Origin of the sequence: Providencia sp. PROV004 (assembly GCF_011045615.1) — a bacterium.
In the GTDB taxonomy this organism is placed as follows: domain Bacteria; phylum Pseudomonadota; class Gammaproteobacteria; order Enterobacterales; family Enterobacteriaceae; genus Providencia; species Providencia rettgeri.
On sequence record NZ_CP042859.1, the window covers coordinates 1853207 to 1866349 of the forward strand.

At 42.5% G+C, this 13143-nt stretch carries 12 protein-coding genes; 11 read left to right on the forward strand and 1 reads right to left on the reverse strand.

Going from position 1 to position 13143, the window contains the following annotated elements; all coding sequences use genetic code 11:
- The first annotated feature begins 343 nt into the window (after nt 1–343).
- The gene (gene sixA, locus FVA69_RS08040) at nt 344–826 is read left to right on the forward strand and encodes a phosphohistidine phosphatase SixA (protein ID WP_109911525.1); all 483 of its coding nucleotides are present in this window, start codon (nt 344–346) and stop codon (nt 824–826) included.
- A 19-nt stretch (nt 827–845) separates the two neighbouring features.
- On the opposite strand, the gene smrB is transcribed toward sixA, so the two are convergent.
- Entirely contained in the window at nt 846–1388 is a 543-nt protein-coding gene (smrB, locus tag FVA69_RS08045) for an endonuclease SmrB (RefSeq protein WP_004912393.1), read from the reverse strand.
- A 224-nt stretch (nt 1389–1612) separates the two neighbouring features.
- Here smrB and hutI point away from each other — a divergent pair, with 224 nt between their 5' ends.
- The 10 genes from hutI (at nt 1613) to FVA69_RS08095 (ending at nt 13077) form a co-directional block, all read left to right on the forward strand.
- The gene (gene hutI / locus FVA69_RS08050; protein WP_117162401.1) at nt 1613–2851 is read left to right on the forward strand and encodes an imidazolonepropionase; all 1239 of its coding nucleotides are present in this window, start codon (nt 1613–1615) and stop codon (nt 2849–2851) included.
- A 264-nt stretch (nt 2852–3115) separates the two neighbouring features.
- A complete protein-coding gene (hutC, locus tag FVA69_RS08055) occupies nt 3116–3853 on the forward strand; it encodes a histidine utilization repressor (protein ID WP_042851623.1) in 738 nt (245 codons plus the stop codon).
- A gap of 322 nt (nt 3854–4175) precedes the next feature.
- Nucleotides 4176–5855 (forward strand): urocanate hydratase, encoded by a 1680-nt coding sequence (hutU, locus tag FVA69_RS08060; RefSeq protein ID WP_109911527.1) that lies wholly within the window; start codon nt 4176–4178, stop codon nt 5853–5855.
- Between the two features lie 12 nt (nt 5856–5867).
- Nucleotides 5868–7400 carry a histidine ammonia-lyase gene (gene hutH, locus FVA69_RS08065; RefSeq protein WP_109911528.1) on the forward strand — a complete coding sequence of 511 codons (1533 nt, stop codon included), beginning with the start codon at nt 5868–5870 and terminating at the stop codon, nt 7398–7400.
- Between the two features lie 89 nt (nt 7401–7489).
- Nucleotides 7490–8881: an amino acid permease gene (locus FVA69_RS08070; protein ID WP_004912378.1), complete on the forward strand. Its 1392-nt coding sequence runs from the start codon at nt 7490–7492 to the stop codon at nt 8879–8881.
- Between the two features lie 213 nt (nt 8882–9094).
- On the forward strand, nt 9095–10027 hold the full coding sequence (gene prmB / locus FVA69_RS08075) for a 50S ribosomal protein L3 N(5)-glutamine methyltransferase (protein ID WP_004912375.1): 933 nt from the start codon (nt 9095–9097) through the stop codon (nt 10025–10027).
- A 115-nt stretch (nt 10028–10142) separates the two neighbouring features.
- The gene (gene aroC / locus FVA69_RS08080) at nt 10143–11231 is read left to right on the forward strand and encodes a chorismate synthase (protein ID WP_164528659.1); all 1089 of its coding nucleotides are present in this window, start codon (nt 10143–10145) and stop codon (nt 11229–11231) included.
- Nucleotides 11232–11408: 177 nt separating this feature from the next.
- Nucleotides 11409–12212: a TSUP family transporter gene (locus FVA69_RS08085; RefSeq protein WP_004912371.1), complete on the forward strand. Its 804-nt coding sequence runs from the start codon at nt 11409–11411 to the stop codon at nt 12210–12212.
- Between the two features lie 17 nt (nt 12213–12229).
- Entirely contained in the window at nt 12230–12778 is a 549-nt protein-coding gene (locus FVA69_RS08090; protein ID WP_109911530.1) for an elongation factor P hydroxylase, read from the forward strand.
- 26 nt (nt 12779–12804) lie between these two features.
- Nucleotides 12805–13077 carry a YfcL family protein gene (locus FVA69_RS08095; RefSeq protein WP_004257217.1) on the forward strand — a complete coding sequence of 91 codons (273 nt, stop codon included), beginning with the start codon at nt 12805–12807 and terminating at the stop codon, nt 13075–13077.
- Nucleotides 13078–13143: the final 66 nt, after the last annotated feature.

Consider the following 13143-nt stretch of genomic DNA (forward strand, 5'->3'; position numbering starts at 1 on the left):
GGCGCGGTAAGCTAGCCTATTAGCTGTTTGTTGCTTTTTTAATAAAACCAATCAATGCCTGATACCAAACATATTTTTGGTTATCAGGCTCTTTTACGTAAAGCTCGTATGATTAGAATAAATCATTATATTAAATTTAACTAATTGATAATAAATACTAAAATTTAACATGCGACATGGACTGCTAAAAAAACATACACAAAAATTTACTCAAATCATTTTCTTTGTTGATCATTTCATGCAGAATCACATTTCACCCCAACTGATGGTTACTTTTACAACAATTAGCTTAACAACAAAAGAATAACCTCCTTAATCAGGTAGGTTACTCAGATGGTGGATTATGCAAGTTTATATTATGCGTCACGGTGATGCAGCGATACACGCGCCTAGCGATGCTGAGCGCCCATTGACACAAAAGGGAAAAGACGACTCAGTATTGATGGCTCAATGGCTACAGAATCAAGGTATTAAAATTGATTCGGTGTTAGTGAGCCCCTATTTAAGAGCAGAACAAACTCGGCAAGTTGTGAGCCAGCACCTTGATTTGCCAGCAAAGTCAGAAGTTTTAGGGCAATTAACGCCAGGAGGGAATGCCGCATTTGTGGCTGACCATATTCGGGATATTGCTGTGCTAGGCGCAAATGCGATATTGGTTGTATCTCATTTGCCACTGGTTGGCTATTTAGTGTCGGAGTTGTGCCCACATAAAGAACCACCGATGTTCACGACATCAACAGTGGCATGTGTTGACATTGATGTGGCTCATCAAAAAAGTCAGTTTGAATGGATGTTGAGCCCATCTCAATTGCTATTTGCTAAATAATACAGAACAAGATGAGCGCTTAGCGGCGAGCGCTCTCAGCAGTTTCTATAAGCAGCAATAAGGCTGCATTACCGCCCCATTCTTTAGGTGCTTGGTGAAAAGCAATAATATCAGGATGTTGGGCAAGCCAAAGTGGTGTTTGCTGCTTTAAAACATGTTTACCATGGCCGTGCATAATGCAGGCGCAATAGACATTTTCTCGCTTACAGGCCGCAATGAGCGCGCCAATTTCTTGCTTTGCTTCCATTTGTGTTAAGCCATGTAAATCTAAAAACAACTCCGGAGCGTAATCACCGCGGCGAAGTTTTTTTAATTCATAAGGGTTAGCATCGGGCCTTAAATAACGCGTTGGGCCTTCATTTTCAAGTTGAGGTTGAAATTCATCTGAAAAATAAAAGGAGGCGTCAACCTGTTCCTGTATGACTTTTTTATTAGATGGTTGTGTCACTTTGGCGCGGACAGGTGCGTGCAGGACTTGGTCCTGACGGATTTTTTTTGCTCCATTAATGGCTTCTTTGAAAAGACGAATATCTTCATCTTCTAGACCAAATTTTTTCTTCATAATTTTACTAATATGTTTTTGTGATTAATTTTTCTGGTTGGTAGTGTAACTCATTTTTGATGAATGGTCATAATCGTAGATTGTTCGTGCGAAGTAACATATTTATAACCTTTTTACAGGTAAGCATTGACAAAAGGGGACTTGCTAGTCTAATTGTATATACATATCTATACGATTTATTAATGCAATGAATAAAACTGAATTCAACAACAATAGGAAAAACGATGGTATTCAAAACACACTCTCGGGATGTCGTTTGGCGTAATGGCCGTATTGCCACTATGGACCCAGTACTATCAGCTCCTTATGGACTGATTAATCACCATGATTTAGTTGTTCGTGATAATAAAATAGTTGCAATTGTTCCTACTCAAAATATTGAATTGAATGACTGCGAACTTATTGATGTTGAAGGTAAATTAATAACCCCTGGATTAATCGATTGCCATACACATTTAGTTTTTGGCGGTGACCGAGCTTCTGAATGGGAACAGCGAATGAATGGGGTTTCTTATGAAACTATTAGTGCGCAAGGTGGCGGAATTAATTCGACTGTACGTGAAACCCGCAAAATGAGCGAGAACGAATTATTTGAGCGGGCAAAGCCAAGGCTCGAAGCATTAATTCAAGAAGGTGTCACAAGTATTGAAATGAAATCAGGCTATGGGCTCGACTATGAAAATGAAGAGAAACAATTATTAGTCGCAAAGCAGTTATCTGCACAATATCCTATTTCAGTCAGTTCAACATTGCTTTCTGCTCACACCGTCCCCGCTGAATATAAAGATAAACCTGATGAATATATTGATTTGATTTGCCAAAAAATCATGCCTGAATTATGGGAAAAAGGCTTGTTTGAGGCAGTAGATGTCTTCTGTGAAAGTGTGGGGTTTTCCCTCGCTCAAAGTGAAAAGTTATTTTCAGCGGCTCAGAAATTAGGGATCCCAGTAAAAGGGCATGTGGAGCAGTTATCAAACTTAGGTGGGAGCGAACTGGTTGCCCGCTACAAAGGTTTGTCGGTTGACCATATTGAATATTTGGACCTAGAAGGGATTAAAGCACTTAAAGCGAGCGGAACCGTAGCCGTCTTATTACCGGGGGCATTTTATTTTTTACGGGAAACCAAACTACCACCAATTGAGCTGTTACGGGAACATGACGTTCCTATGGCGGTTTCAACAGATTTTAACCCAGGAACCAGTCCTTTTGCCTCATTGCGTATTATTATGAATATGGCGGCCGTATTATTTAAACTGACACCTGAAGAGATATGGGCTGGGGTGACACGTAACGCGGCTAAAGCGTTAGGCCGTGAAAATAGCCATGGACAATTGAAAGCGGGCTTTATTGCAGATTTTGTTGTGTGGAATGCGCAAGAGCCCGTAGAAATGATTTATGAACAAGGGAGTAACCCACTGTTCATCAGAGTACATGAAGGCAAAATTACCCATCGTAATGGGTGAAATGGGTGAGTCGCAGTTTTAACTATAACAATAATGAATAGCGGTGAATGAGGTTGTTTGCCGCTTTTGACCCTAAAAGTTTGCTGTTTTTTGTTTGTTTTTATTAAAATTGCATCGTTTAATTATGTTAATGCTTAATAATTAAGCATGATGTTTTTATTCGCGACTGTCAGGATAAAAAATGTCCGATAGCACTAAGGTCGTGTTGTATGCTATTCAACGAATAGCATATTAATACTTAAGATTTTAATCATTAAATTGGAAATGACTGTGACAGCCGATAAAAAGGATAAACAAGGGGCACCGCTCCCGCTATATTTGCAAGTAAAACAATCAATAATTGAAAAGATCCACACCGCAGAATGGCAAGCAAATGACCGTATTCCATCCGAGTCTGAGCTCGTGACACAGTTTCAATGTAGTCGAATGACGGCTAACCGGGCACTACGTGAATTAACCGCTGAAGGGTTATTGGTTCGCTTGCAAGGTGTGGGAACCTTTGTGGCTGAGCCAAAAGGGCAATCTGCACTATTTGAAATACACAGTATTGAAGCGGAAATACTGGCAAGAAACCACAAATACAGCTGTAGGATAATTAAGCTCGAAGAAATTCAAGCGTCACCTGCGCTCGCAAATGAGTTAAATATCAGCCCAGATACCATGGTGTTTCATTCGATTATTGTCCATTTAGAGAATGATGTTCCTGTTCAAATTGAAGACAGATATGTCAATGCGTTAGCGGCTCCGGATTACTTACAGCAAAATTTTTTATCGATTACACCACATGATTATTTGTCTCAAGTTGCTCCTTTAACACAAGGGGAGCATATTGTGGAGGCCGTGGAGGCAGATGAACGTTCCGCGAGGTTATTGCAAATTAATACAGGTGCATCTTGCTTGTTAATTACAAGACGTACTTGGTCTCAGTCCTTTACGGTGACAAGTACAAAATTATTGTTCCCGGGTCATCGATATAAGCTGAAAGGCAGTTTCACGTCATAAGTTTTTTTCACCACGTCAAAGTATGGGCGGAACGATATAAAGCATATTTTCCGCTTATCATCTCGAGTGCATGCCTTCTTTACCTATTTTGTGTGAATTTATTGTAAATCAAATGTGATCTGGCATGCAGATTTAGAATAAAGAAAATACAGCAAAATATCAGGTGATTTATTTATTCCATTGTTTTATTTGATTAAAAATATTTTTATATCATATTTTTTTAATCTTTATGTTAAAAGATTAATTGATCGTACATGTATATACAACTATATCTATAGGAACAAGAAAGGTAGCTAATGGACAGATAAAAGAGGGTATACAAGTGACAGCATTGAATAATAAATATCGAAATATCGAAATTAGGGCACCGAGAGGGAATACATTAAATGCCAAAAGTTGGCTGACAGAAGCCCCATTACGCATGTTAATGAATAACCTTGACCCAGATGTTGCAGAAAACCCTCATGAATTAGTGGTATATGGCGGTATTGGGCGTGCAGCACGTAATTGGCAATGCTATGACCAAATTGTCGAGTCCCTGAAGCAGCTCGAGAGCGATGAAACACTACTGGTTCAGTCAGGTAAGCCTGTCGGTGTTTTCAAAACCCATGAAAATGCGCCACGTGTTTTAATCGCCAATTCAAATCTGGTACCACATTGGGCAAACTGGGAGCATTTCAATGAATTAGATGCGAAAGGCCTTGCCATGTATGGGCAAATGACAGCAGGTAGCTGGATCTATATCGGCAGCCAAGGCATTGTTCAAGGGACGTATGAGACCTTTGTGGAAGCCGCTCGCCAGCACTTTAACGGTGATTTAACTGGGCGTTGGGTCTTAACTGCAGGGCTTGGTGGAATGGGGGGAGCCCAACCTCTTGCTGCCACACTGGCGGGGGCCTGCTCATTGAACATTGAGTGCCAACAAAGCCGTATCGATTTCCGTTTAAGAACTCACTATGTGGATGAACAAGCGACTGACCTTGATGATGCGTTAGCGCGTCTGAAAAAATACACATCGGAAGGAAAAGCCATTTCTATTGCACTATGCGCCAATGCCGCTGAAATTCTTCCTGAGCTTGTCAAACGTGGGGTGAAACCGGATATGGTGACCGATCAGACAAGTGCTCATGACCCTTTGAATGGTTACTTACCCATTGGTATGAGCTGGGAAGAGTACCGTGAACGCAGTGTTCAAGACCCGCAAGCCACTGCATTGGCTGCAAAAAAATCTATGGCTGAACATGTTAAAGCGATGCTGGCATTTAAACAGCAAGGCATTCCCACCTTTGATTATGGAAACAATATCCGCCAAATGGCACTGGAAATGGGCGTAGAAAATGCGTTTGATTTCCCCGGTTTTGTACCTGCTTATATCCGCCCGCTATTTTGTCGCGGTGTTGGTCCATTCCGCTGGGTTGCGTTATCAGGAGATCCTGAAGATATCTATAAAACAGATGCGAAAGTGAAAGAGCTGCTGCCGGATGATAAGCACTTGCATCGCTGGTTGGATATGGCTCGTGAACGTATTAGTTTCCAAGGTTTGCCAGCGCGTATTTGCTGGGTTGGCCTTGGGGATCGCGCTAAATTAGGTTTGGCATTCAATGAGATGGTAAGAAGCGGTGAGGTTTCAGCGCCGATTGTTATCGGCCGTGATCACCTAGATTCAGGTTCAGTGGCCAGCCCAAATCGTGAAACGGAATCAATGAAAGATGGTTCTGATGCAGTTTCAGACTGGCCATTACTCAATGCGTTATTAAACACAGCCAGTGGGGCGACGTGGGTATCTTTACATCACGGTGGTGGCGTAGGTATGGGCTTCTCTCAGCATTCTGGAGTGGTAATTGTGTGTGATGGAACGGATGAAGCAGCAGAGCGCATTGCCCGAGTACTGCACAATGACCCTGCAACTGGTGTCATGCGCCATGCCGATGCAGGCTATGACATAGCTATCGCATGTGCGCAGGAAAAAAATCTTAATTTACCGATGATTAAAACACGTTAAGGAGTGCCATTAATGACTAAGTTAACTATTCACCCAGGAAAAATGACACTCGAAGACCTGCGTATTGTTTTCCAACAATCGGTAACAGTGGCATTAGATAAACGCGCTCACGGTGCTATCGAGAAAAGTGTTGCGACGGTCAATAAAATTATTGAAGAAGATAGAACCGCTTATGGTATCAATACCGGCTTTGGTTTACTTGCTAATACGCGTATTGCGACTAAAGATTTGCAATCATTACAACGATCTATTGTGATGTCTCACGCTGCTGGTGTGGGTGAACCGTTAGATGATGACCTCGTGCGCTTAATCATGGTACTCAAAATTAATAGCTTAGCTCGTGGTTTTTCAGGGATCCGCCTTGAAGTTATTAATGCCTTGATCGCATTAGTGAATGCGCAAGTTTATCCATTTATTCCTGCGAAGGGGTCAGTGGGGGCTTCTGGCGACTTAGCACCATTGGCTCATATGAGTTTAATTCTGTTAGGCGAAGGAAAGGCGCGTTATGAAGGCAAATGGATTTCAGCGAAAAAAGCGTTAGAAAAAGCGGGGTTAGCACCTCTAAAATTGGAAGCCAAAGAAGGTTTAGCCTTATTAAACGGCACGCAAACATCGACGGCTTTCGCGTTGAAAGGGTTATTTGAGGCAGAAAAATTGCTGCTATCTGGCATTGTTTGTGGTGCGCTGAGTGTTGAAGCCACACTGGGCTCTCGCAAACCCTTCGATGCTCGAGTTCAAGAGGTTCGAGGACAAAAAGGGCAAATTGATGTTGCGGCGATGTTCCGTGATGTTTTATCACCGACCAGTGAATTGGCGAAGTCCCATGAAAACTGTGTGAAAGTGCAAGACCCCTATTCATTACGTTGTCAGCCGCAAGTGATGGGCGCTTGTTTAACCCAAATTCGCCAAGCTGCTGAAGTGATATTAATTGAATCGAATGCTGTGTCGGATAACCCGTTAGTCTTTACTGATAATGGCGATATTATTTCAGGCGGTAACTTCCATGCAGAACCTGTTGCTATGGCAGCCGATAATATTGCGCTGGCATTAGCAGAAATCGGTGCGTTATCCGAACGTCGCATTGCATTACTGATGGATACCCATATGTCACAGTTGCCACCTTTCTTAGTGAATAACGGAGGGGTTAACTCAGGATTTATGATAGCTCAAGTCACTGCGGCTGCATTAGCGAGTGAAAACAAAGCATTAGCCCACCCTTCGAGTGTTGATAGCCTGCCGACATCAGCCAACCAAGAAGACCACGTATCGATGGCGCCTGCGGCGGGTCGTCGTTTATGGGAAATGGCAAAAAATGTCACGGGTATTTTAGCTATTGAATGGCTTTCAGCGTGTCAGGGAATGGATTTCCGTGAAGGTTTGAAGTCGAGTGAAACCTTGGAGAAGGCACGTAAAACACTGCGTGACCAAGTGGCTTACTATGATAAAGACCGTTATTTTGCCCCTGATATTGAAGCGGCAATTAATTTAATTAACCAATATAAACTGTCTGCGCTGTTCAAGGCTGGCGCTGTTTTCCCTAACTAGTTTATCAAGCAAATAAAAGGTGGTCGGCAATGTACTGGCCACCTGAAGTATTTATCTGCACGACAATAAAATAATACGAAGGATAAATCATGCAAAGCACATCACAACTTGCGCGAGGGCTTTCTGCGCGTCACATTCGATTTATGGCTTTAGGTTCTGCGATTGGTACAGGTTTATTTTATGGTTCAGCTAAAGCAATAGAAACCGCTGGGCCTGCGGTATTACTCGCTTATATTATCGGCGGTGCCGCTGTATTTATGGTCATGAGAGCACTGGGTGAAATGGCCGTCCACCGGCCACTTGCGGGATCGTTCTCACAGTACGCTAGCCATTATTTAGGGGCTAGAGCCGGTTTTTTTGCGGGTTGGACTTATGTTTTTGAAATGCTCATTGTTTGCTTGGCGGACGTGACAGCATTTGGTGTGTATATGAAACTGTGGTTTCCTGAGGTTGCGCAGTGGATCTGGGTATTGAGCATTATTTTCTTTATTGGTGCAATAAACTTATGCCATGTGAAAACTTTCGGCGAAATGGAATTTTGGCTGTCAATCATTAAAGTTATCGCGATTATTGCGATGATTGTTGGTGGTGCCGCTATTATGATGTTTGGTTTTGGCCAAGCGGCTGATCATGCGGTTGGGGTATCAAACTTATTTATTCACGATGGGTTTATGCCAAATGGTATTGGTGGGGTGATTGCGTCCTTTGCCGTGGTGATGTTTGCGTTCGGGGGAATTGAAGTTATTGGCATTACAGCGAGTGAAGCGAAAAACCCTGAAACCACGATTCCAAGAGCGATTAATGCCGTGCCAATTCGTATCTTACTGTTTTATGTCCTGACTTTATTTGTCTTGATGTGCATTTACCCATGGAACCAAATTGGGCAGCAAGGTAGCCCGTTTGTGCAAATTTTCGATAGCTTAGGTATTCAATCTGCAGCGAATATCTTAAATATTGTGGTGATCACTGCGGCAATTTCGGCAATTAACAGCGATATCTTTGGTGCTGGGCGTATGATGTATGGCATGGCACATGAAGGACAAGCACCGAAAGCCTTTACTAAGCTGACAAAAAATGGTGTGCCTTGGATGACGGTATTAGTGATGGTCGCGGTATTGCTGGTGGGTGTGGTATTGAACTATGTCATCCCTGATGATGTGTTTGTGGTGATTGCGTCAATTGCGACTTTTGCAACGATTTGGGTATGGTTGATGATCTTACTGTCGCAGTTTGCAATGCGCAAAAAAATGTCGCCAGAAGAAATTAGCCAATTAAAATTTCCTGTACCTATGTGGCCTGTTGCTCCTATTTTAGCCATCGCATTTATGGTATTTGTTTTTGGTGTTTTGGGATATTTTGAATCGACACGAATTGCATTATATGTCGGCGTTGTTTGGTTAGTATTGCTGACTATCGCCTATGCACTTTGGGTAAAAAAGCCAGCGAAAGAGGCGGAAGTGGTACTGCAAAACGAAAGTTAGTATCGTGACTTCTTTACTGAACTGGTTATTTTTCTTCACGCCCTTTAGCTAAAATAAAGGGCGTTTTTACGACCAAAGATGCTTCAATAAGCGCGATAACCAGATTTCCTCAGCAAATTTTATTACATTAATCTGCTGATTTGTCTTTCACTTCGTGGCAAACTTTAGCTATTCATATATTCCCTTTCAAAATACAGGCTGGAGAACCCCTTCTTGGAAAAGATTTTCGTTGATGAAGCCGTTGCAGAACTTCATACCATTCAAGATATTTTACGTTGGACAATGAGCCGCTTTAATGCTGCCAATGTGTACTATGGTCACGGTACAGATAACCCATGGGATGAGGCGCTACAATTGGTGTTACCAACACTTTACTTGCCTCTAGACCTGCCCGATGAGCTATTAACATCCCGCTTAACGCCAACAGAACGCCACCGCATTATTGAGCGTGTCTTGCGACGTATTAATGATCGTATTCCGGTTGCATATCTGACTAATCGCTCATGGTTCTGTGGCCATGAATTTTATGTTGATGAACGAGTGCTTATCCCTCGCTCGCCAATTGGTGAATTAATCAATAATCACTTTGTTGGCTTAGTGGCGGATGAACCTCAAACTATTCTTGATTTATGTACCGGAAGTGGTTGTATTGCGATTGCTTGTGCTTATGAATTCCCTGATGCAGAAGTCGATGCGGTTGATATTTCAAGTGATGTGCTAAGCGTTGCTGAGCAAAATATTGCTAATCATGGTTTAGATCACCGGGTGATACCGATTCGCTCTGACTTATTCCGTGATATGCCAGAGGTCAAATATGACCTGATCGTGACAAATCCACCGTATGTTGATGCGGAAGATATGGACGATTTACCAGAAGAGTTTCGTGTCGAACCTGAATTAGCACTTGCTGCCGGAAGTGATGGTTTGAAACTGGTGCGTCGTATTTTAGCGAATGCACCGCGTTTTCTGACGGAAGAAGGGGTGTTAGTGTGCGAAGTGGGTAACAGCATGGTTCATCTGATTGAACAATATCCTGAAATTCCATTTATTTGGCTGGACTTCGAATACGGCGGTGATGGTGTGTTTATGTTAACTCGTGAACAACTTGTTGAGCATCACGCACATTTTGAGCTTTATATCGATTAATCAACAGTTGCGTGATGTTCTAAGATCATGTAATCAATAATAACGACACAACGATATAATAATTAACAACCAAAATTCTTGATAAAACAAGAATGGCTTAGAATAGGAAACTCCGATGGCAGGAAATTCAATTGGGCAACTGTTTCGTGTGACCACATTTGGCGAGTCACATGGCATTGCATTAGGTTGCATCGTCGATGGGGTTCCCCCAGGTTTAGCATTGACAGAAGCCGATTTACAAAAAGATTTAGACCGTCGTCGCCCGGGAACATCACGTTATACGACTGCGCGCCGTGAACCTGATCAAGTGAAGATTTTATCGGGTGTCTTTAATGGTGTGACAACCGGAACTAGCATTGGCTTACTCATTGAAAACACTGACCAACGTTCGCAAGATTATGGTGCAATCAAAGACGTGTTTAGGCCCGGCCATGCAGATTACACATATGAACAAAAGTATGGTCAGCGTGATTATCGTGGTGGTGGTCGCTCATCAGCACGTGAAACGGCAATGCGTGTTGCAGCAGGTGCGATTGCGAAAAAGTATTTACAAGAAAAGCTTGGCGTGCAAATTCATGGATGCTTAACACAAATGGGATCAGTCGCATGTGAAATTAAAGACTGGTCAACTGTCGAAGAAAATCCATTCTTTTGTCCAGATCCTAGCAAATTAGAGGCTCTTGACGAGTTATTGCGCGGTTTAAAGAAAGAAGGTGATTCGATTGGCGCTAAAATTACCGTTATTGCAGAGCATGTGCCTGCGGGCTTAGGTGAGCCGGTATTTGACCGTTTAGATGCCGATCTCGCTCACGCGTTGATGAGTATTAACGCAGTGAAAGGTGTGGAAATTGGTGATGGCTTCGGTGTTATTGCGCTCAAAGGCAGTGAAAACCGTGATGAAATTACCCGTAATGGTTTCACATCAAACCATGCAGGCGGTATCTTAGGCGGTATTAGCAGTAGCCAGCCTATTATTGCGCATATTGCGTTAAAACCGACATCCAGTATTACCGTTTCAGGTAAAACACTCAACCGTGATGGCGAAGAAGTTGAAATGATCACCAAAGGGCGTCATGACCCTTGTGTGGGAATTCGTGCAGTGCCGATAGCAGAAGCAATGATGGCGATTGTTCTAATGGACCACTATTTACGTCATCGTGGTCAGTGCTCGGATGTAACGCCAGCAATGAAACCGTTTGAATAATCGGTTTTACTGTGTTTTATGTAGTGACAACGGAGCGGCCTAGTAGGTCGCTTTGTTGATGATGAAGGTTCGGATGAAGCCTCCTAAAAATACCTCATCTAGGTTGTGATATTACCAAAGCTGTTTGGCGATATATTCACATCAACATCATGATATTTCTTCTCTTTGGATAGTAAAATGGATTGGCTAACAGCCGTTGCTCCTGAAGTTTACGCTTTACTCTTCTTTGTTGCGCTATTTGCAGGGTTTATTGACTCCATCGCGGGTGGTGGTGGGCTATTAACGATCCCAGCTCTGTTATCCGTGGGAATCACACCAGTTGAAGCGTTAGCAACCAATAAATTGCAAGCTGTTGGCGGTTCGTTTTCTTCAACACTCTATTTTGTCAGGCGCAAAGCCATAGATTTACGAGAACAATTGTTTCCGTTCATTATGACCATGATTGGTGCCATGTTGGGTGCGATTGTCATTCAAATGATTGATACCGCGTTCTTAAAACAACTGTTGCCTATCTTGGTGATTTGTGTCGGTTTATACTTTTTATTAACGCCATCAATCGGTGTGCAAGACCGCCAACAACGTATCAGCATGCCATTTTTCGGGGTGGCAATTGGGATGACACTGGGTTTTTATGATGGTGCATTTGGCCCCGGAACCGGTTCATTTTTGGCGTTAGGCTATGTTCTGCTGCTCGGCTATAATCTTGCTAAAGCCACCGCCCACGCGAAGTTACTTAATTTTGCCTCTAATTTTGGCTCTTTAGTATTCTTTATTATCGGGGGTCATGTTCTTTGGGCCTTAGGTTTTGTTATGCTAATCGGCCAAATGGTTGGCGCTCGTTTAGGTGCGCGTTTGGTCTTAACCAAAGGACAAAAACTGATCAGGCCAATGATCGTGGTGATTTCGTTACTGATGAGTATTAAGTTACTCCATGATAGCCATGGTGACGTGATTAAAGCTTGGTTTCTCTCATTATTTTAAGATGATTTAAATTATTCATGAGTACACATAATTATCAGGATCTAATCAATATCTTTGATGAATGTTTTGGTGTGACATATAACACCAGGCTGGTAAAAGGGGATGATGAACCCATTTATTTACCTGCTGATGAGGCTGTGCCTTATCACCGTATCGTATTTGCACACGGTTTTTTCACCAGTGCGCTGCATGAAATCTCACATTGGTGTATCGCAGGGGAAGCAAGGCGCCAGCAAGTCGATTACGGCTATTGGTATTGCCCAGACGGTCGAGATGAAAAAACACAGTGTGAGTTTGAAGTGGTAGAGATTAAACCTCAAGCGCTAGATTGGCTGTTTTGTGTTGCTGTTGGCATTCCATTTAATGTCAGTTGTGACAACTTAGAAGGGGATTTTGAGCCTGACCGCATTGCGTTTATGCGCAAAGTTCATGCGCAAGTGATGCTTTATTTAGAAAATGGTATCCCTGAACGCCCATTACGCTTTATTAATGCGTTACAATTGTTTTACAATACGCCACCTCTTTGTGCAGAAGCTTTTCCTTATCCGGAAGATATTTTTGCCTAATGAACACATTTAAGTAAGGATTAAGCATGCTTGCGGATTTAGAAACACGCATACTAACGAAGATTGATGATATGGTTGAGCACGCGAGTGATGATGAACTCTTCGCTGGCGGCTATTTGCGTGGTCACTTAACCCTTGCTGTGGCTGAGCTGGAAGAAGAAAACGAAACCAGCTCTGAAGCATTATATCAACGTGTCGAAGTCAGTATTCAAAATGCCATCAAAGCTGGCGAATTGACACCACCAGACCAAGTACTGGTATTAGATATGTGGAAAAACTTATTAAATAACGCAATTTAATTTGTAATGTTATACATTGAAAGCGGGGAAACCCGCTTTTTTGTTAGCTAAATTTTGTTGTGAGTA